This window comes from Candidatus Binatus sp. (genome assembly GCF_030646925.1).
Taxonomy (GTDB): Bacteria; Desulfobacterota; Binatia; order Binatales; family Binataceae; genus Binatus.
In genome coordinates this window covers 53,980-72,390 of the sequence record NZ_JAUSKL010000124.1, presented here as the reverse complement: position 1 = coordinate 72,390, position 18,411 = coordinate 53,980, and the positions used below count along the sequence as shown (strand labels likewise).

General features: G+C 58.2%; 22 protein-coding genes, 1 tRNA gene and 1 pseudogene. 13 read left to right on the top strand and 11 right to left on the bottom strand.

Translation table 11 applies throughout. The features are described 5' to 3' along the window. Window positions 1-60: 60 nt before the first annotated feature. Complete coding sequence (locus Q7S58_RS21435) at window positions 61-402, bottom strand: hypothetical protein (protein ID WP_304830844.1); 342 nt, start codon at window positions 400-402, stop codon at window positions 61-63. Here Q7S58_RS21435 and Q7S58_RS21430 point away from each other — a divergent pair. Next, a complete protein-coding gene (locus Q7S58_RS21430; protein WP_304830842.1) occupies window positions 401-739 on the top strand; it encodes a hypothetical protein in 339 nt (112 codons plus the stop codon). The genes Q7S58_RS21435 and Q7S58_RS21430 overlap by 2 nt on opposite strands. On the opposite strand, the gene Q7S58_RS21425 is transcribed toward Q7S58_RS21430, so the two are convergent. From Q7S58_RS21425 to Q7S58_RS21415, 3 genes and pseudogenes are all read right to left on the bottom strand, one after another. After that, entirely contained in the window at window positions 690-1,085 is a 396-nt protein-coding gene (locus tag Q7S58_RS21425) for a hypothetical protein (protein WP_304830840.1), read from the bottom strand. The two genes, Q7S58_RS21430 and Q7S58_RS21425, sit on opposite strands and share 50 nt — an antisense overlap. A 43-nt stretch (window positions 1,086-1,128) precedes the next feature. Further along, the gene (locus tag Q7S58_RS21420) at window positions 1,129-1,320 is read right to left on the bottom strand and encodes a hypothetical protein (protein ID WP_304830838.1); all 192 of its coding nucleotides are present in this window, start codon (window positions 1,318-1,320) and stop codon (window positions 1,129-1,131) included. Between the two features lie 32 nt (window positions 1,321-1,352). Then, window positions 1,353-2,254 (bottom strand): annotated as a pseudogene (locus Q7S58_RS21415) (IS1595 family transposase). A 693-nt stretch (window positions 2,255-2,947) separates the two neighbouring features. Between Q7S58_RS21415 and Q7S58_RS21410 the strand changes: the two are divergent. The 5 genes from Q7S58_RS21410 to Q7S58_RS21390 all read left to right on the top strand — a co-directional run bounded on the left by Q7S58_RS21410 (window position 2,948) and on the right by Q7S58_RS21390 (window position 6,695). Beyond that, window positions 2,948-4,180, top strand: a complete 1,233-nt coding sequence (locus Q7S58_RS21410; RefSeq protein ID WP_304830834.1) for an LLM class flavin-dependent oxidoreductase — start codon at window positions 2,948-2,950, stop codon at window positions 4,178-4,180. An 18-nt stretch (window positions 4,181-4,198) separates the two neighbouring features. After that, window positions 4,199-4,855, top strand: a complete 657-nt coding sequence (locus tag Q7S58_RS21405) for an alpha/beta fold hydrolase (RefSeq protein ID WP_304830832.1) — start codon at window positions 4,199-4,201, stop codon at window positions 4,853-4,855. A gap of 292 nt (window positions 4,856-5,147) precedes the next feature. After that, the gene (locus Q7S58_RS21400; RefSeq protein ID WP_304830830.1) at window positions 5,148-5,483 is read left to right on the top strand and encodes an RNA-binding protein; all 336 of its coding nucleotides are present in this window, start codon (window positions 5,148-5,150) and stop codon (window positions 5,481-5,483) included. 183 nt (window positions 5,484-5,666) lie between these two features. Next, on the top strand, window positions 5,667-6,503 hold the full coding sequence (locus Q7S58_RS21395; RefSeq protein ID WP_304830828.1) for a hypothetical protein: 837 nt from the start codon (window positions 5,667-5,669) through the stop codon (window positions 6,501-6,503). Window positions 6,504-6,619: 116 nt separating this feature from the next. Next, a tRNA-Asn gene (locus Q7S58_RS21390) sits at window positions 6,620-6,695 on the top strand. Between the two features lie 264 nt (window positions 6,696-6,959). Here the strand turns inward: Q7S58_RS21390 and Q7S58_RS21385 are convergent. Then, window positions 6,960-7,430, bottom strand: coding sequence for a hypothetical protein (locus Q7S58_RS21385; protein WP_304830826.1), 471 nt, complete (start codon window positions 7,428-7,430; stop codon window positions 6,960-6,962). 930 nt (window positions 7,431-8,360) lie between these two features. Between Q7S58_RS21385 and Q7S58_RS21380 the strand changes: the two genes are divergently transcribed. The 7 genes from Q7S58_RS21380 (at window position 8,361) to Q7S58_RS21355 (ending at window position 14,965) form a co-directional block, all read left to right on the top strand. Then, window positions 8,361-9,878: a tail fiber domain-containing protein gene (locus Q7S58_RS21380; RefSeq protein WP_304830824.1), complete on the top strand. Its 1,518-nt coding sequence runs from the start codon at window positions 8,361-8,363 to the stop codon at window positions 9,876-9,878. A 171-nt stretch (window positions 9,879-10,049) separates the two neighbouring features. Continuing rightward, window positions 10,050-10,310, top strand: coding sequence for an AbrB/MazE/SpoVT family DNA-binding domain-containing protein (locus Q7S58_RS22390; protein WP_370655573.1), 261 nt, complete (start codon window positions 10,050-10,052; stop codon window positions 10,308-10,310). Continuing rightward, on the top strand, window positions 10,310-10,654 hold the full coding sequence (locus Q7S58_RS21375) for a type II toxin-antitoxin system PemK/MazF family toxin (protein WP_304830822.1): 345 nt from the start codon (window positions 10,310-10,312) through the stop codon (window positions 10,652-10,654). Before Q7S58_RS22390 ends, Q7S58_RS21375 begins: the two co-directional genes overlap by 1 nt. A 263-nt stretch (window positions 10,655-10,917) precedes the next feature. Further along, window positions 10,918-11,664: a DUF5131 family protein gene (locus Q7S58_RS21370; RefSeq protein ID WP_304830819.1), complete on the top strand. Its 747-nt coding sequence runs from the start codon at window positions 10,918-10,920 to the stop codon at window positions 11,662-11,664. 46 nt (window positions 11,665-11,710) lie between these two features. Continuing rightward, entirely contained in the window at window positions 11,711-12,895 is a 1,185-nt protein-coding gene (gene tcmP, locus Q7S58_RS21365; protein ID WP_304830817.1) for a three-Cys-motif partner protein TcmP, read from the top strand. 101 nt (window positions 12,896-12,996) lie between these two features. Then, window positions 12,997-14,125, top strand: a protein-coding gene (gene prfB / locus Q7S58_RS21360; protein ID WP_370655572.1) for a peptide chain release factor 2 whose coding sequence is annotated in 2 segments (ribosomal slippage) — window positions 12,997-13,065 and window positions 13,067-14,125 — 1,128 coding nt in all. Because the reading frame shifts where the segments join, the coding sequence is not laid out codon by codon here. A gap of 126 nt (window positions 14,126-14,251) precedes the next feature. Then, entirely contained in the window at window positions 14,252-14,965 is a 714-nt protein-coding gene (locus tag Q7S58_RS21355; RefSeq protein WP_304830812.1) for a glutathione binding-like protein, read from the top strand. 6 nt (window positions 14,966-14,971) lie between these two features. Here the strand turns inward: Q7S58_RS21355 and Q7S58_RS21350 are convergent, their stop codons facing one another. The 6 genes from Q7S58_RS21350 to Q7S58_RS21325 form a co-directional block, all read right to left on the bottom strand. Further along, entirely contained in the window at window positions 14,972-15,895 is a 924-nt protein-coding gene (locus tag Q7S58_RS21350) for a ketopantoate reductase family protein (protein ID WP_304830810.1), read from the bottom strand. Window positions 15,896-15,949: 54 nt separating this feature from the next. Continuing rightward, window positions 15,950-16,318 carry a VOC family protein gene (locus Q7S58_RS21345; RefSeq protein WP_304830808.1) on the bottom strand — a complete coding sequence of 123 codons (369 nt, stop codon included), beginning with the start codon at window positions 16,316-16,318 and terminating at the stop codon, window positions 15,950-15,952. Between the two features lie 108 nt (window positions 16,319-16,426). Next, a complete protein-coding gene (locus tag Q7S58_RS21340; protein ID WP_304830806.1) occupies window positions 16,427-16,972 on the bottom strand; it encodes an RES family NAD+ phosphorylase in 546 nt (181 codons plus the stop codon). Between the two features lie 20 nt (window positions 16,973-16,992). After that, window positions 16,993-17,331, bottom strand: a complete 339-nt coding sequence (locus Q7S58_RS21335) for a hypothetical protein (protein WP_304830804.1) — start codon at window positions 17,329-17,331, stop codon at window positions 16,993-16,995. A gap of 160 nt (window positions 17,332-17,491) precedes the next feature. Continuing rightward, window positions 17,492-17,725 (bottom strand): hypothetical protein, encoded by a 234-nt coding sequence (locus Q7S58_RS21330; protein WP_304830802.1) that lies wholly within the window; start codon window positions 17,723-17,725, stop codon window positions 17,492-17,494. Window positions 17,726-17,827: 102 nt separating this feature from the next. Beyond that, a complete protein-coding gene (locus Q7S58_RS21325) occupies window positions 17,828-18,385 on the bottom strand; it encodes a hypothetical protein (protein ID WP_304830800.1) in 558 nt (185 codons plus the stop codon). Between the last annotated feature and the right edge of the window lie 26 nt (window positions 18,386-18,411).

Sequence of the window (18,411 nt, the reverse complement as noted above, 5' to 3'; positions counted from 1 at the left end):
GTCGCAATCGACACTCAACTTGAATACCGTTCGTATCGACGTGACAGGTCGGCTTTTAGGCTATGGCCGGTTTTTTTGTTTGATGATTCGGTAAAGAACGTCGTTCACGGAGACTCGCTTGGGGTCGGGCTTGCCGCTTGCGCCGAGCGTCCCGTCCGGTCGTACATACCGATGTGCGCGAGCAAGCTCTTTGCCAGTCGCAGGATCACGATAAGAAACCTGTTGGCTCTCGGTACAGTACGGCTCCTGCGCTGGTGCTGGCGCAGGATGCTTCCCCGCGCCTCTCATCACCCGTTCCTCGATTTTGTTCGTGCCAATCTGCGGCAAATAATTCTCATTGAACAGCCGACGCAGTTCCGTTTCACCGATGCGGACGATTTGTGGTATTGGTTTCTTTGCCATGATTACCGAATCACAAATACGCGAACGGCTGCTCGCCTATCTGGTTCGCGATATCACTTTGAACGACTTTGAGGATTGGTTGGTTTCTCAAAGTTGGGATATGCATCTTGATAGTGATGATGCCGCTCAGAGTCTCGTTGGCGCGATCGAACTCCGCCTCGCAGAATACTCCGATGATCATTTGGACGATGACGCGCTGGAGAGAGAACTAAAAGGTTTGATCGCTTCTCCAATTAAGGTGTTGATCGAGCACGCGCCCCTGACCGAGCCGGTCGTAACCACCGCATCTAGTGGACTCTCTCAGGAGTTTTCTGTTCAGGCTGCTCAAGGAGCATAAACGGAATTTCAGCGACCGGTCCCTGATCATCGACAAATACGTCCAATCGGAATCGCCCGAATGTTTTTATTCCGAGTTGGATATTCATAATCAAATTGGCGCTTGCGATATCGCCAGGTTTGAAAACAAAGTCCATCACTATCGGTAAATCTGCAGCCGATCCCGTTGGCGGCTGAATCTTCAATTTCACCTGATGCTTATCGGTATCTGGTTCGTCACCTCGTTTGAAAGACAGCAACGCGGTCAATTGAACTACCGGATTTGCGGCCTCTGGGAGTTCTTTCGGAACGTGTACATAGAACGTGTCTACGAGCCTGATAATGCTCAGGACCTCGTCTTTTTCCACAAGCACTCTCTCGCACAATATCGCGGCAGAGAGACGCAAGTTCTTAGTCGCCACTTTTTCGCGCCGTTTGTGGTTGTTTGAAGGCACGCTCTAATACTCGGTCAAATTCCCTTAAATCAGCATCGGTCAGACGTTCGAGTTTTTCTTTTATGCGCTCGTCCTCTGTGCGTTGTTTTTCGCTTGGAACGTATTTTTTGGGGGCCTTTTTTCCGTTGCCATTTCGAATGGAAGCCACCACGATACTTTAGCGCTTCCAGATTCGGACGGCTAGTTACCGCACGTCGTAATCAAATCAGCAAATGCGTTTGGATTTTTCCGATTGTTGTAGCGCCAAGAAAATTCGTTCATATAAAGCGGCAGATAGTCTTTACTGACTTTGTGGTAACTGCCCATGATGCCGCGCTTCAGCAGAATCCCTCGATTGTCTGAGTGTGAACCGCGCAGACTACGTATTCGCCCGCACTGTGGCGCACGACGCCGTGCGGAAGATCGCGGCCAAGCAGCCGGTATCCAGAGTGTTCATCGGTCGCGACTAAGCTCACGTTCGGGCCTACGGCGGAATGCACAAAGCTATCGAGGGTTTCAGTATCGGTATTTTCGATCCCTTTTGCGACGACCATTCCTTTGCGTGCGATCGCGCCGATGACTGCAACTTTGTCCCATCCACCGCGCCGCTGTTTCTTGGCGCTTTTATGACGGTTGAAAGCCTTGCCGCCGACGTAAGTTTCGTCAACCTCGACTTCGCCAGTGAGCGAGATCGCATCGCCTTTCATCGCGGCGCGCCAGCGATGGCAGACGTACCAGCAGGTGCGCCAATCGGTGCCTGAGTATTCGCCAAATACCATGCGTCGGACCTGCAGCGAGCTAACGCCCTTCTTCGCGGTGATCATCAAGAATCCGATCTTGAACCACAGCTTGAGAGGAATCTTTGTGTCCTGAAAGATTGTGCGTGTGATGACGCTGAATCGGTATCCATTGCGCTTGTGGCAAATCACCAATTCGCCAGTCTCTTTGTCGAGCGTTTCAGCGCCGCTTTTGCAAACCCAATGGAAGGGCCGCGCCGCGAGTGCATAGACTTTCTCTTTTGCTCCGCATCGCGGACAGGTCACACCATTCGGCCAGCGCTTGCGTTCCAGATAGCGCTTGCAGCCACCTTCTGTCGCGAACATTCTGTCGAATGAAGCTAGGTTCTGCATGACAGGAATTTAATCACTTTCCGGTCTGAGTGTCAACACCAACAAAATCGCGCTTTGTTGAGGGAGAGGAGGCCGAAGTCGCGGGAACGCACGCGAAGCCGACTTCGGGCCGAAGGGCCGAATCGCTCCAGGATAAAGAGGCCGGTGAGGGTGCTGTCGCGATGTCGCCGCCTTGCGGCGCCACCGCGACGCCCCTGCTATCATCCCGCATGCCGCCTACTCGTCGCGTCATCACATTTTGTCATTCTGAGCGCAGCGAAGAATCCCGGATCCTCTTCCGTTCCTGTTGATCGCCTTTGATTTTGATCGAACGCGCGTGCACGCCGGGCTTCGGCGATCACACCTCCACAGGCTGAAGCCTGTGCCACAGGAGAATCCGCCTCGGTCCCTTCGCGTTTCATTCCCCTGAACTCTCCTGAACTTTCAGACGTTTCACGTGAAACATCGCACCTGCGGATGAGCGCGCGGACTTCTCACCTCGCTGCGATTCCTCGTGAAACCAGGTGCGTTCTCAACACAGACGAGATGGCTGAAAAAATGTTTCACGTGAAACATCCGCGGGCGACGCTCGCCGGACCACCTCTTCGCGACGCGAACTTCATCGACGTACTTCGCTGGCAAACTTTTTTCTCGAGGACTAATGCTGAGAGGAAGAAGGAGAGCCGCATGAAATCGATGTACTTTTTCCTGCCCACGCTGCCCGCGACGATGGAAGAACGCCGCAGCCAGCGCCCGATCGCAAATCAAACCGAACGATGGCAGCGCATGATCGAGGAGGTCGTCGAACTTGCGCAACTCGCCGAGGAGGTCGGCTTCGATGCGGTCTGTTTCCCCGAGCATCACCTGCACAGTGAAGGCCTCGAGATCGGCAGCCTGCCGACACTCACCCAGCACGTGATTCACAACACCAAGCGCATCAAGGTGGGCCCGATCGGCTACGTCCTCCCGGGGTGGAATCCGCTCCGCCTCGCGCTCGAAATTTCGTGGCTCGATCAATTGACCAAGGGCCGCACCTTCGTCGGCTTCGCGCGCGGCTATCAATCGCGATGGCTCAACCAGATGGCGCAGAAGATTCACGTCGGCGCCACCACCAGCGACAAGAGCGAGACCGATCGGATCAATCGCGAAGCCTTCGAAGAAGTCTTCCGCTTTCTCAAACTCGCATGGGCCGACGAGCCGTTCCGTTTCAAGGGCAAGTACTACGAGTATCCGTATCCGCAGGAGGGCACGCCGTGGCTCGCGCACGAATGGACTCGCGAGTACGGCTTCCCGGGCGAAGTGGACGAGCTCGGCCGCATCCAGAAAATCAGCGTGGTGCCGAAGCCGTACCAGAAACCGCATCCGCCGCTGTTCCAGGCTTTTTCGATCAGCGAGGAGACCGTGCGATGGTGCGCGCGCGAAAACATCACGCCGACGATTCTGATCTCGCAACCGGCCGCAGTCCGCAAGCTCGCCGAGGCGTTTCGCGAGGAAGCGCGCAAGGCGGGCCGCAGGCTCGATCTCGGGCAGGGAATCGGCGTGCTGCACGCGATGTACTTTGCGGAGAATCGCGACCAGGCGCGCGCGCTCGCGCAGCAGGGAATCTGCGGCACCGCCTTTCAAAAATTCTTCTATCATTTTGGATTCTTCGAAGCCTGGCGCGAGCCCGAGGACGAAGCGAAGTTTCCGGTCGCGAACGGAATCCTCCCGCAGTCCGAATGCACCGTCGCGCGGATGGAGCGCGCCGACTTCGCCTATACCGGCACCGTCGATCAGGTGCGCCGCCAATTCGACGCGATGGTCGAGAATATCCATCCGGAATGGTTCGTATGGCAGGGCGACCAGGGCTTGCTGCCGCTCGCCGAGAACAGGAAGCAGATCGAAACCTTCGGCAAGGAATTGCTGCCGCGCTACAAGTAGGCTGAAGCGGCATCGACGATGGCCGAGCCCTGGCGCTTCGAAAAATTGACGCTCAAGAGCGGCCTCACGATGCGGCTCGCGCGCGCGGGCGCCGGTCCGCTCGTCGTGATGCTGCACGGATTCCCCGAGTGCTGGTACTCGTATCGGCATCAGATCCGCGCGCTCTCCGATAGCTTCGACTGTGTCGCGCCCGAGATGCGCGGTTACGGCGAGACCGACGCGCCCGTCGGCGTGATGTTCCGCCGCCACGATTACGAACTGCTCACGCGCGCGCTTCGCGATGGCGCCGTGCAGAAAAACGTTTTCACCGACGACGATTTGCAATTCTTCCGCGCCGCGTTCCGCAATCCTTATTCGATCACCGCCGCGATCAATTACTACCGCGCGAATTTTCGCTCCGGCCTGATGGCGAAGCCCGGGCAGAACGACTGGCTCAATCGCAAGATCGACGCGCCCACGATGCTCATCTGGGGCGAGCAGGATTTCGCACTCGGGGTGGAACTCACCTACAACATGGAGGATCTTTTCACCGGCCCCTTCGAGATCAAGTACATCCCCGACTCGGGCCATTGGGTGCAGCAGGAAAAGCCAGAACTGGTGAATCGCTACATCCGCGACTTCCTCGCGCCACTGCTCGACGCCCCGATTGCCGACGCGGCCGCAACGCGTCATTAGATCGCCACACTCTTTCCGTGTCATTTCGAGCGCAGCGAGAAATCCCGGCTCCGGGATCCCTCGTCGCAAGGCTCGCTCGGGATGACACGGAACAACTCCGCTCGATGAATCTGCACCGCTCGTTTTCGGCGCGTCGCGCCGCCGCCGCATCCGTCCTTTACACTAACCAGTCGCGCGCATATGTTTGAAATCATCGATAACGCTCGGACGCCGCCTTTCTCACTGATCCCGAGGTTCCCCCGCAGGGTCGTCTGTTTAGGAGCTATCCGGCAAATTCAGAAGGAGGGCTTGTATGCCTACGAAGTTGTATGTAGGGAATCTCGCCTACGCGGTTACCCAGGAGGACTTGGCTGAACTGTTTGCGCAGGCGGGGAAGGTCGAGAGCGCGGTGGTCGTGACGGACAAATTTTCCGGACAATCGCGCGGCTTTGGTTTCGTCGAGATGGCGGAGGCGAGCGAGGCGGCGAACGCGATCCAGACGCTGAACGACACCGATCTGAAAGGACGCCGGATCAAGATCGATGAAGCGCGCGCCAGCACCGGCGGTCCGCGTGGCGGCGGCGGCGGTGGCGGAGACGATCGCCGTCGTGGCGGCGGTGGAGCGGGCGGCGGAGGCCGCAATCGATAGTAATATGCGCCGTCATCTAGCAGCATAACTTGAGCCTTAATCCGCGGCGCGGTCGAAGATTCAATCTTTTGCCGCGCCGTTTCTATTGCTGAATTCTGATTGGCCGCAACTCCCCTCCAACTGCTATCCTGTCACGTCGGAATCGTCCCCAAAAAATTTAAGCCTGTGAGTGAATCCCCACGAATGAGAAATGCCGTAGCCTCGACTCTCGCGCTGGCGATCGCCGCCGCGCTTTCAGCGCCGGCTAAATCCGTCGCCGATACAGTACCGACTCAAACCTTGCGCAACGTCGCCGGTATCGTGAGCCATGGCAACGGCCGCGTCGTGCAGGTCGGCACCGCCTTCTTTGTCGCCGTGCCGAGCGAGGCGTTTCCGGGCCGGTCCTTCGTCTATCTCGTGACCGCTCGCCACAATCTGCTCGATCAACAAGGCAACGAACGCAGCGGGCTGTTCCTCACCCTCGAAGATTCGAAAACCGCCGCGATGCGCGAAGAACCGCTCCCGCCAGAGGCCAAATGGGTGCTCGATCCGCTGAATGAAAAGGCCGACGTCGCCGCGGTGCCGTTTACCTCCGAGGGCGCCGCGATTGCTCCGATACCGCTGAGCTCACTGCTTGGCAACGACGACCCGCTGACGCGTCCCGAAACCGGCGCGCAGATTTACTACCTGACGGCCGCGACCGTCGGCGCCTCGCGTCCGCGATTCGAAGCGCTCGCACGCTTCGGCCATGTCTCGGTGCCCGTGCCGGCCGAAACCGAAGTGGTTGGCGCCGGCCTGCAGCAACTGTCGTTGCTCGACGGCGGCGGCACGCCTGGATTCTCGAGCGGTGCGCCGGTCTTCGTCAGCGCCGGGTTGCGCTTTGCGCTGTGGGGCATCCTTGAGGCGAACAGTTCGCTCACCAGCGACCCGGTTTTCTCGGGCCTCGCGGGAGTTCTGCCCGCGAGGTATATCGTCGAGACGGTCAAGGCGATGGCCGAGGTGCAGGACAAGGCGCTGCGCGGGACCAAAGCGCCCGATTGAGTGTCAGTCGAGGCTCAGCGCATAATGTATCGGCATTCGCAGTTGGCGGTCGCGAACCCTTGATTTGAATCCGCTACGCAGATACCAAGAATAGTTCCGAATCCGCATCGGATTGCTCCCCGGTAGCTCAGTCGGTAGAGCGGACGGCTGTTAACCGTCATGTCGCTGGTTCGAATCCGGCCCGGGGAGCCACTAAAACTCTAGCATTGGCGAAGATCATTTGGCCCCTCAGTTCAGAACGGGCTTACTGTCACTTGCCAACTGTGGGGACTTTGGTGGGGTCCCCCAAGACAAGACGCCCGCTGCACGCCGCCTTCTCAATCTCATGGATGGGCCAACGGGGCAGGATGCGCGGCACTCTGATCTGTCGGCTGATATCCAGTATTAGAAGGCTTGGCGTCAAGCCGACTGTGGGACAGGGGAGGTTAACCGGTTTGCTCGACGCCCCACCGTTTCTCATGAAGCTTGGTTGGCCAGCCGAGTCAATTCGACATGACCGTGGCCCAGCACCTTCCAAGTTCCGTCATCGCGTTCGGTGGTGCCTGCGCTTTGGCAGTAGACGGAGGAGGGGGAGCGGACTTGGCAGTACATCAATTCATCACAATTGTAACTGCTCTGACCAACGTACATCCCGAACAGAGACAGGTGAGTGGTCATGCGAAAACTAATGTGCAATCGAAACCGAGTCGGCTCGTCTTCGGGCACAAGTTCCAGTTTTTCGTCCGAAAACTGCGCCTCTACCGCCGCGATTCGGGAGGCCAGCAAGAAGCCTCCGAGCCCCGCCCACGGGTTGGTGGAACCGGCGGTGGCGGTAGCGAGGGAGAGTTCATAGGGGCCGTCGCCGCGTTTGCGATAGCATAGGGTGTAGATGGTGGAGGTATAGGAATCAGCTCCGTGGTCTCCGAGCACCACCGTCACGTCATCCAAGACATCTTCTCCGTGCCAGCAACCGACTACGACAGGCGGAAGTTCGAGAGCAGCCGGAACTTCGATGGTCGGAATTTCCAGAGTTTGCTTCGACGGTGGGATTGAGTATCGCTGGCTTCCAGAAGCACTGGAAGCGTACGGACTCGACTCCCGCTGAGATCGTATTTCGGCTGCGTGCGAAGGGGCGTGGAGAAGTGCGCCGACTCCTAGCAGCAGCACAGCAAAAAGCTTTTTCATGTGGCTAACTCCTATCTCGCGCAGCTCGGCGGGCTCGGTCTCAAACTTGAGATTAGCACTCGCTTCCCGTGCAAGAACCCCTTCGGCGGATTTGGCGTCAAAGTGGACTCGGTGGTGAAACAAGGATGTGGTAGCGTCGAAGAACGCGTGATTCGCTTAGCTTCAGTTTTCCGCATTCTAGTCCAATAATATTTCGGAATGGAATTTCGCCGACAACGAGGCCGCCGTATCGAGAAATTAGACCCTTACCGACACCGTGAGGTCAGACTCGATCAACTTCCCTGGCCCCTTCGTCGTGAGGCGCAGAGCCGGGCGCACCACCTAATTTCGAAATGGCGGACCGAAGGCCGGCCGATAACCGGGTGGCGCTTAGCTCTTGCGAGCGCGCGACGCTGTCGAAGAACGAAGATCGCGATCTGGCGGCCGCATTCGAGCGGAAGTAGCGCGTCAGCAGGTCGCCAGATCAGCGGCAGCGCAATCCTGATTTTCTACCTCGGCGTTATGCCCACGCAGGTGCGTCGTCGGCGACGGCCTCGGCGAGTTTCAGCTTCCGGCTGCTCCCTTGCTCTAACCCCCTCGCTTGGGGCATACCACATCCTAGGGACAGCCTAGCATCTACCCGAGGGCGGCGAGGTATCGGCGATCGCGCTCGGGGAGCAGCCGCTACTGGAGCGCTCTGGAGGAGAGAACGTGATGAAGAACTCAAGTTTGCGTTTCGTTGCTACCCTCATCGTCGTGTTGGCGGCGGCGATCTCAAGCCCCGCTGTCGTGCTGGCCCAGAGCAACACCAAATTGGGAAGCGGCGCCTTGGCGAGCGTCACCACGGGCACCAACAACACTGCGCTCGGATTCAACGCCCTCAATGCCGATACCACCGGCGGTGGCAATACCGCCTGTGGAGCGAGCGCCCTCAAGGGAAATGTTGGCGGCAACAACAACACGGCTACGGGCGAATCCGCGCTTAGCTCCAACACCTCCGGCGGCGCCAACACCGCCATCGGCCGCCGCGCGCTGGCGGCCAACACCACTGGAGGCGGCAATTCTGCCACCGGGCTCAACAGCCTTCGAACTAACACGACCGGTTCCGACAATACCGCGACCGGGCTGGACGCCTTGCAGTTCAACACCTCGGGTGCGAGCAACACCGGGACCGGATCCCAGGCGCTGAGATTCAATACTACCGGTATCTTCAATACCGCTGACGGAGCCTCGGCGCTGATATTAAACACGACGGGAGTCAGCAACACTGCGACCGGCGCGTTTGCGCTGTTTAACAACACCACGGGCGGCAACAATGCCGCTGACGGCGCGAGCGCGCTCCGAAGCAACACTACCGGTAACCTCAACACCGCCAGCGGAGACTCGGCGCTGACATCGAACACGATCGGCGTCAGCAACACCGCGGGCGGGTCGTCGGCGCTGTTCAATAACACCTCGGGCAACAACAACACGGCCACCGGCGCGAAGGCTCTCTTTAGCAACACCACCGCCGTGCAGAACACGGCCGACGGAGCGCAAGCTCTGCTTAAGAACACAACCGGCAGCTTCAACACGGCTGTGGGACTGCAGGCGCTGTTTAACAACACTACCGGCCAAACCAATGCCGCGCTCGGGTTCCAGGCGGGCTTCAACCTGACCACCGGTAAGAACAACATCCACATCGCGAGCTTGGGTCTTTCGACTGACACCGGGACTATACGAATCGGATTACAGGGCACGCAGACGCAGACTTTTATTGCGGGCATCGCGGGCACGGCGGTAACAGGCAGCGATGTTGTAGTTAATGGCAGCGGCAAGCTCGGAGTAGTGATCTCGTCTGCTCGCTACAAGCGCGACATTAACGATAAGGGAGACTCGACCGAAGGTCTGATGAAGCTGCATCCAGTGACATTCCGCTACAAGGACGATCCGCAAGCTATCAAGCAGTATGGGCTGGTGGCCGAGGAAGTCTATCGTGTCTATCCGGAACTGGTGGTCCACGATGACGATGGCAAGGTCCAGTCGGTGCGCTACTCGATGCTTACCTCGATGCTGCTGAACGAACTACAGAAAGAAACCAGGAAGAACAAGGAGCAAGCAGCGCAGATAGAACAACTGCGCCGGCAGGTTGAGAAGATCGCACGTCTCGAAGCGCGCCTGGCCAGGCTCGAACAAGAACGGGCGGCCCAAGGAGGAAATCGCGATCTGGCTGCGGCATTCGATCCCAGATAGCCAGCATCTGCGGCTCGCCGGACCGCCCATTAAATTGCCCCGACGAGATCGGGTGGCGTCTTTTTTGACGGCCTGCGCTTGGCCATCCGCCACATCCCGGTATTCGCTCGTTTGAAAAGGCTCGCCCGCGATGATATCCTGAGAATATCTCAGGGGTGTGGAAAGCGCCGTATGTCACGTGCAACAGTTGGAAAATGGGGCAAGAGCCTCGCAGTCAGGCTTCCCGCAGAGGTCGCAAGGAGCGCCGGGCTCAGCGGCGGTGAACGCGTCGAGGTTGAGACCCAGGACGGCAATATCGTTGTCCGTCGCGCTGCGCCGTCTTTCACATTGGAAGGGCTTTTCAGGGGGAAGAGTCCTAAGCAGTGGCGGGCGGCTTATTCCTCTGCATTCGAGTGGGGGGCCGATCGCGGGCGCGAGGTCGTCGAGGAGTAATGGCGCGAAACTACGTGCCGGGCGCCGGCGATCTGGTTTGGACCGATTTCGATCCGACTCGAGGCAGGGAGCAGGCCGGCAGGCGGCCCGCGCTGGTCGTCTCGTCAGCATTGTTCGCCGAAAACACGGGATTGGCGTTTGTTTGCCCGATCACGTCTCGTGTTCGGCCATTTCCCACCAGCGTCGTTCTACCACCCGGGTTACCGATTTCGGGTGAGATCCTTACCAGTCACATCTGCAGCATCGATACGATGGCGCGACCAATCCGATATGCCGGTGCGAAGGTCCCGCAGGCAATCGCGCAACTCGTGCGCGCCAAACTGGAAGCATTCATCACGATCTAATCTGTGATCTGTATTCGAGTGTCGCTGGTTCGAATCCGGCCCGGGGAGCCACTCGGCATTTCGCGCCGCCCAGATATACAGGCGCACCGGCGGGCGGGCGGACACCCCATTAATCGGGGCCTCGCGACGGAATGTGACCTCTCATTATTGCGGCGAAAATTGTCATGTGCGTGCAGGTGCATCAACGTCAGCAGCCGCCTGCTCGCGAAATGGCGGTTGAACTTCAGACCAGTTTCGCCTAAGTTTCGCTCGAGGGTTTGACAATGAGCGTCAAGAGTACCATCGAATGGACGGATGCTACCTGGAATCCGATTAGAGGGTGCGTGAAAGTAAGTCCAGGATGCAAGAACTGCTACGCCGAGCGATTTGCCCAGCGGTTCCGCGGGGTGAGGGGACATCCCTTCGAACAGGGCTTTGATCTGCGACTTGTACCAGAAAAGTTGCGCGAGCCTTTGAGGTGGCTAACTCCGCGTATGATATTTGTAAACTCGATGAGTGATCTCTTCCAAGAAGGCGTGCCGATTAGCTACATAGGGGATGTCGGCCGCGTCATGGAAGAGGCGAATTGGCATGTCTACCAAGTTCTTACGAAGCGCCACACGAGAATGAAGGAGCTCATTTCAGGGCCACTCGCTTGGTTGGGAGAGTTACCAAATGTTTGGTTCGGAGTGAGCGTTGAAGATCGAAAATACGGCTTGCCTCGGATTAAGGCTCTATTGGAGACTCCTGCTTGCGTCAGATTTCTTTCGGTAGAGCCTCTGCTGGAAGATCTCGGCACGCTCGACCTTAGCGGAATCGACTGGGTGATTGTCGGTGGCGAGAGCGGACCGAAGGCAAGGCCTATGGAAGAGAAGTGGGTTCTATCTCTTTTAGGTCAATGTCGACAGTTCGGTGTTCCATTCTTTTTCAAGCAATGGGGCGGCGTGCGAAAGCATGAGACTGGACGCCGGCTGCGTGGAAAGACTTATGGGGAGTTTCCCACGACGCACAAGTGGAAGAACCCAAATTAGATAACTTCCTGTCACCTAGAACGATAAAAACCATTGCGATTCAAAGGTGGGGAATTTGAGCGAGGAAGATCTATACATTGGTCGGGAACAAACCCTTGTAAAGCATCTCATTCTTCGAAAGTACCTTGAGCGCTTTGCTCACAAGGTTGGGTCTAAGTGGGCTTGCATAACCTACATAGACTGTTTCGCCGGCCCTTGGAATGTGCAATCGAGCAAGCTAAGCGATAGCTCCTTCTCAATCGCTTTGGAAGAATTGAGAAAGGCTCGAGCAACGCAACTGAAGCGCGGACACGTGTTACGATTGCGTTGCTTCTTCCTCGAAAGAGATCCAGGAGCGTACGAACAACTCCAGAAATTTACCGCAAGCATTTCGGATATCGACGTCAAAACGCTGAACGGAGAACTCGAGGGAGCCGTCGGGGAGATTCTCAGCTTCGTGAGGGATGGCGGGTCAGGATCCTTTCCGTTTGTATTTATCGATCCGACAGGCTGGACGGGCTTCGCAATGAACACGATCGAACCGATCTTGAAGCTTCATCCAGTTGAAGTTTTGATTAACTTCATGACCGGTCACATACGCCGTTTTTTGGATTCTCCTCAAAAAGATACACAGGACAGCTTCACAGCGCTGTTTGGTTCAGAAACCTACCGGAAGGGGTTGGAAGGTTTGACCGGCGTGGATCGCGATGAGGAGGCGGTCAGACTCTATTCCGAGAACGTAAAGCGCGTTGGCGGTTTCGATTTTGTTAGTAGCGCTATTGTATTGCATCCCGAGATCAATCGAACCCATTTCCATTTGATCTGCGCAACGCGCCACCCGGAGGGTATGGCAGTCTTCAAGGAATCGGAAAAGATGGCCATGCAGGCAATGGAATCAGCTCGAGCTGCGGCGCGTCAGCGCAGGCGAATCGATCGCAGTGCAAATAGGGAACTGTTTTCCGCCGGTGTTATGAACGATTCGGATTATTACGATTCGTTGCGGCAACGATTTATCGAGATCGGACTGGCAAAAGTCGAAGCTGAGCTGGCTGAGAAAGGCCGCGTTCCGCACGACATTCTTTGGCAAATAACAACATCGGTACCGATGGTCTGGGAAAGTGACCTCAAAGACTGGATTCGTGATTGGATAAGCGCCGGAAAGGTGCGGTTGCAGGGGCTTGTTGGAAGACAACGCGTGCCGCAACGAGGGAAAAACGTGCTCGTCATTTTGCAAAAGCCAATCCCGAAGTAAAAAGGAGCGGAGCCAGGCCCCATTAATCGGAGCGCGCGCTTGTGTCACAATGAATCCTCAGGCGCCGATTAATCCCGGCGCGAGGTGAGGTGAAATTTCCAATGCTCAGCGACATGAAGCAGCAGCTTGCCGAGTTCGATGATCGCGCCGATAAGCTCGGGAGGCGTCTTTGACGTCCCCGCACTGACCACCCGCCAGACCCAGCTCGTCGAACAATCCGCCAAACAGGATTTCTGGGACGACCGCGAAAAAGCGCAGGCGTCGCTGAAAGAGCAGGAACAACTGCGCGCGCAGCTCACGGGCTACAAGATGCTGCGCGACAAGCTCGACGAGGCGCGGGTGTTTCTCCAGATGGCGGAGGAAGAGGGCGCCGACGACTCCGAAGCCGCGCGCGAAACCGCGTCGGCGCTCGACGCGTCGCGCATCGAGCTCGAGCGTCAGGAACTACGCCTGATGCTGAGCGGCGAGCACGATCGGCTCGGCGCGATCGTATCGATCCATCCCGGCGCCGGCGGCATGGAGGCGCAGGATTGGGCCGAGATGCTGCTGCGGCTCTACCTGCGATGGGCCGAGCGCCGCGGCTTCAGCACCGAAATCGCGGACCTGCAACCCGGCGACGGCGCGGGAATCAAGAGTGCGACTGTGACGGTGGAAGGAGATTTCGCGTACGGCTATCTCAAGGCCGAGGCCGGGATTCATCGGCTGGTGCGAATCTCGCCCTTCGACGCCAACGCGCGGCGGCATACGTCGTTTGCGTCGGTGTTCGTTTTTCCAGCGGTGGACGACACGATCGAAATCATCATCAATCCGGCTGATTTGCGGATCGATACGTTTCGCGCGTCGGGGGCGGGTGGACAACACGTTAACAAGACTGACTCGGCGGTGCGCTTCACGCACCTCCCGAGCGGCATCGTGGTGACGTGCCAGAACGAGCGCTCGCAGCATAAGAATCGCGCGATGGCGATGAAGATTTTGCGCGCACGTTTGTTCGAGCTTGAGCAGCGCAAGAAAAAGGAAGAACTCGAGAAGTTCAGCAAGGACAAGAAAGACATCGCGTGGGGCAGCCAGATTCGATCGTACGTGCTGCAGCCGTATCGGATGGTGAAGGACCATCGCACCGGCGTCGAGATCGGCAACACGGATGCGGTGCTGGACGGCGCGATCGATGATTTTATCGAGGCGTACCTGATGGGCGTGCGCAAAGGTGACGCCGATACGATGCCGACTTAACGGGCCCTTGCCGCTCGATCGAGTTTGCCTTGCGTCGGGTGCGCAAGTGATCAAAGTTGCAATCTGCAACGGCGCATCCCGCACAGGCCGTGCGCGAAAACTGTCGAGTCCAGCAAGGAGCAGCGCATGATCGACGTATATTTCTGGCCCACGCCGAACGGCTACAAAGTGACCTGGATGCTCGAGGAAGTCGGGCTCAAGTACAACGTGATTCCGGTCAATATCGGCGCCGGTGATCAGTTCAAGCCCGAATTTTTGAAAATCAGTCCGAACAACCGGATGCCCGCGCTCACCGATTCCGATGGCCCCGATGGCAAGCCGATTTCGATTTTCGAATCCGGCGCGATCCTGATCTATCTCGCGGAAAAAACCGGCCAACTGATGCCGACTGACCCGCGCGGCAAGTATGAAGTGTTGCAGTGGCTGATGTTCCAGATGGCGAGCGTCGGTCCGATGCTCGGCCAGGCGCATCATTTTCGCCGTTACGCGCCAGAAAAAATCGAATACGCGATCAATCGTTACACTAACGAAGCCAAACGCATCTATGGAGTGATCGATAAACGACTCGGCGAGGCGAAATATATTGCGGGCGACTACTCGATCGCGGATATCGCGATCTATCCGTGGCTGGTGCCGCACAGCATGCAGGGGCAGGAACTCGAGGACTTTCCCAATCTGAAGAAATGGTACGACGAACTTCGCGCGCGACCGGCGACGCAGCGCGGCTTTGCCGTGATGGGCGCGGAAGTCGAGAAGATGCGCGCGGCGGCGCAGCAGCCGCAGCAGGACAAGAAAAGCTGGGACATCCTGTTCGGCGCCAAGCAGTTCGAGAAGCGTTAGAGTCGGCTAGGAAATCGAGCGCGACGCGCCGTCGAGCAATCGCAGCAGGGCGTAAATAGTCTCGTTGGCCGGCACATCGATTCGATGCCGGCGCGCCGCTCGCACTACGGCGCCGCTCAGCTCGTCGTATTCGAGCGGCTTGCCGTGCTCGAGGTCCTGCTGGGTCGAGGTTTTGAGCGCGCGCAGATTTTTCTGCGAATGCGCGATGTAAGCCTCGACGCGATCATCGCCGAGCTTTGCGCCCTCGGCGCGTCCGACGGCGGCGATTTCCGTCATCAGCGTGCGCAGCAGCCGCATACTTTCAGGATCGTCGAGCAGTTCGCAGACCCGCCGCCGCGTCAGCGTCGCGATTGTATTCAGCGAGCCGTTCCAAATCAACTTGTCCCAGCGCAGCGTCTTGAGATCGGCAGATAGCTGGCCGAGGATGCCGGCGCGCCGAAACGCGTCGGCGATTTTAAGCGCGCGATCGCTCTCGCGGCCGTCGAGTTCGCCGAAATCGATATGGCCCGTGCTGAAGTGAACGATTTTGCCGGGCGCAACCATCTCGACGCCGACGCGCGCGTTACCACCCATCACGGCGTCGGCGCCGAAAATCGCGGCGAGGCGCGCTTCATTTTCGACGCCGTTCTGGATCGTGAGAATCGCGCCGCCCGGCTTGATGCATCCCTGGATCAATTCAGCCGCTGCGTCAGTGTCATAACCCTTCACGCTGAAAATAATCAGATCGTACGGCGCGCACTCCGCGGGCTTGGCGGTCGCGGTGACGGGAATTTTAAGATCGCCGCGAGGACTCGCGATGTCGAGGCCTCGCTCGCGAATCGCCTCGAGATGCTGGCCCCGCGCGCATAGCACCACGTCTTCGCCCGCGGCTTGCAGGCGCGCGCCGAAGTACGAGCCGACCGCGCCGGCGCCCATCACCAGTATTTTCATGCAGGGAACACGCGGCGCAGTCGGTCGATCAAATTCGGGTTTCGCCGGTTCGCGTTACGCGCTCGCGTGGCAGACCACCTCGACGTTGTTGCCGTCGGGATCGAGCACGAACGCGCCGTAATAGGTCGGCGTGTATTCGGGACGCGGGCCCGGCTTGCCGTTGTCGCGCCCGCCGGCGGCGAGGGCGTCGGCGTGAAATCGTCCGACGGTCGCGCGATCGGAGGCTCGCAGCGCGACATGCGCCGGCGCCCCGGCCGTTCCCTGGGTGATCCAGAAATCCGGACCGTCCTTGCCGCCGAAGCCGGCGAACTTTTGCGCGTCGTCGCCGAAGACGACGCCGTAACCGAGGCACTTCAGCGCGGCTTCATAGAACTTCTTGCTCTTCTGGAAGTCAGAAACCTTAAAACCGACGTGGTCGATCATCGTTCTTACCTCCGCTGCTGATGGAGCATACCCGACAAGCCATGCGTCATCGCAGCGCAAAAGTCAAAGCGTCGATCGCCGCGCAAAATCACACGTCGGCGAATACGATCAGTTCAGCTTCTTCCGCCATTTGGTCCAATTGACTTCCGTCGACTCGATGACTTCCAGCTCGGCGGGCGCGAGCTGATCGGTGAATACGATCAAGTTGTCGCATGACCAGCGAGCATTCGGGGCGATGATACTGTCGAAACCGAGGAAGTAAGCGGCGTCGCCGATTGCCTGAGTGGGCTCGTAGAGGATCGCGCGGTATCGGGCCGGATCGACGCCAAGCGGAACCATCGCGTCTAAATCCGGAAGGCTGAGAGTCTTCGCGGTCCTGACTTTGATGCGATGCAGTCGGTAGCTGATCCTCGACGGAAAGACCGGCTGACGTGACAGGTGAAAGTGAACTTCTGCAACGGCTCCATCCGGATCCAGGGAGGTGTAGAGTACGTCAAACAACGTGGGATCCCAGCGTCCGCCGGAAGCATTTCCCTGCAGAGGATCCCGGCCGTCGCGCACAACCCGCCAAGCTTCGCCGGCATAATGAACTCTATCGAGGGCATCGAGTGCGTCGAGCAGTGCGGGATCGCGCGGCTTCCGTGCTCCCGGCATGGCAGGTCAAGCCTGGATGGTCATAGGTAAGCACCGGCATCGAGGCGTTCGATAACGGCGAGAACTTCCTGCGTGCGGTCCGCAATGATCAGATCGATCGCACGTTCGTTGTTCAGCAGTTGATGTTTCGCATGAAGCCATAGTCGCGTCTCGGATGGCGTATAGAAGTCAGACAGTCGATCGACGACATAGCGCAGGTCGGCGATGATGGTCTGAGTTGCGAGCGGCGGCGAGGCTTTGCCGCTCTTCCATCGCGACACGGTCGGCCGCGACGCATTGACGATGTTCGCGACATCGGAGCCCTTGAGTCCCCCGCGCTGCTCGAGGTCGTCTAGAATCCGTGCTACTGCGCTCTCCATTGGTCGGCTTGCGACTCGGGGCTTAAGTGGTGAATGTTGAGCTCGCATTCAGATACTTTATATGTTGCATTAATGTTTCACAACGGGTCATAGATGAAACCGAATCGCACCCTGTCGAGCGTGAATGCGGACAAATTGGCCTCTCCGTCAATGTTGGCGGTTACGAATGGGTCGTGCGGATGTACGCGAAGGTGGCGATGAACGCGACGTAAGAGAGCATCGCGGCGAGCGCGATCGCGTTGGCGAGCGTGATTCGCGACGGCGCAATCGACGAGCGGATGAAGAACGAAGCTGCGAGCACGATCCAGGTGATCGCGTGAAACCATCGCAGCACGAAATAGATCGCGAACGGATGCGGCGACGGATGCGCATCGCGCCATCCCGGCCAAATCACGGAATAGATGACAGCGATCGCGTGACTCAGCCGTCCCCAGAGCGGATTGGTCCAAGGACCAGTTCACGTCGGCATCGAAAGCCTGCCCGAGCATGCGAGCATCTACTTGCCCGTGTAAATCTTCATAGGAACTGGATGCAGCGGGGTGTCGTGAGTCTTCAGAAAATCGGTGACCTGATCTAGCTGCACGACGGTCGCTGATGAATAGAGTCCGGTAGTGCATGAGGACTCATTGTAGGAGCCGGTATCGTTGACGATCACGTAATCTCCTTGATTCTTAACCACCGAACACGCACAGGCGGCCTTTGAAGGGTCGCTGTTATCCACCACGCAGGGGCTGTCCAGGCACCATCCCCAGGGGCGATCGTTAGAGCAACGCGCGTAGCTATTGATTGGATGGTAGCGCGATTTGAGCGACCGGCCCTCGCTGGCGTTTTTCTCTTCGCAGGCTCGCAGTCCGGCAGAGTAGCCGGTCGTAACATTGCAGTTACATGACACGAATCCCGGCTTGTCAGCTATCGGGGAGCACTCCGCCGTAGTGCACAAGGCATAGGTGCTTTTGCAGACGATGAAGTCGGGACCTGCGGACCAGGCTGAAGAGATAGGAGCAATTGCTATCAGGACGAGAACCAACAGCACCTTGTTCATCATTAGTTCCATCTGGCTATTTTGAGTGATAGGGACTC

Coding starts and splice junctions, on each gene's coding strand:
- Q7S58_RS21430 (WP_304830842.1), top strand. CDS start 401: ATGATTACCGAATCACAAATACGCGAACGGCTGCTCGCCTATCTGGTT.
- Q7S58_RS21435 (WP_304830844.1), bottom strand. CDS start 402: ATGGCAAAGAAACCAATACCACAAATCGTCCGCATCGGTGAAACGGAA.
- Q7S58_RS21410 (WP_304830834.1), top strand. CDS start 2,948: ATGAAATCGATGTACTTTTTCCTGCCCACGCTGCCCGCGACGATGGAA.
- Q7S58_RS21405 (WP_304830832.1), top strand. CDS start 4,199: ATGGCCGAGCCCTGGCGCTTCGAAAAATTGACGCTCAAGAGCGGCCTC.
- Q7S58_RS21400 (WP_304830830.1), top strand. CDS start 5,148: ATGCCTACGAAGTTGTATGTAGGGAATCTCGCCTACGCGGTTACCCAG.
- Q7S58_RS21395 (WP_304830828.1), top strand. CDS start 5,667: ATGAGAAATGCCGTAGCCTCGACTCTCGCGCTGGCGATCGCCGCCGCG.
- Q7S58_RS21380 (WP_304830824.1), top strand. CDS start 8,361: ATGAAGAACTCAAGTTTGCGTTTCGTTGCTACCCTCATCGTCGTGTTG.
- Q7S58_RS22390 (WP_370655573.1), top strand. CDS start 10,050: ATGTCACGTGCAACAGTTGGAAAATGGGGCAAGAGCCTCGCAGTCAGG.
- Q7S58_RS21375 (WP_304830822.1), top strand. CDS start 10,310: ATGGCGCGAAACTACGTGCCGGGCGCCGGCGATCTGGTTTGGACCGAT.
- Q7S58_RS21370 (WP_304830819.1), top strand. CDS start 10,918: ATGAGCGTCAAGAGTACCATCGAATGGACGGATGCTACCTGGAATCCG.
- Q7S58_RS21355 (WP_304830812.1), top strand. CDS start 14,252: ATGATCGACGTATATTTCTGGCCCACGCCGAACGGCTACAAAGTGACC.
- Q7S58_RS21350 (WP_304830810.1), bottom strand. CDS start 15,895: ATGAAAATACTGGTGATGGGCGCCGGCGCGGTCGGCTCGTACTTCGGC.
- Q7S58_RS21345 (WP_304830808.1), bottom strand. CDS start 16,318: ATGATCGACCACGTCGGTTTTAAGGTTTCTGACTTCCAGAAGAGCAAG.
- Q7S58_RS21340 (WP_304830806.1), bottom strand. CDS start 16,972: ATGCCGGGAGCACGGAAGCCGCGCGATCCCGCACTGCTCGACGCACTC.
- Q7S58_RS21335 (WP_304830804.1), bottom strand. CDS start 17,331: ATGGAGAGCGCAGTAGCACGGATTCTAGACGACCTCGAGCAGCGCGGG.
- Q7S58_RS21325 (WP_304830800.1), bottom strand. CDS start 18,385: ATGGAACTAATGATGAACAAGGTGCTGTTGGTTCTCGTCCTGATAGCA.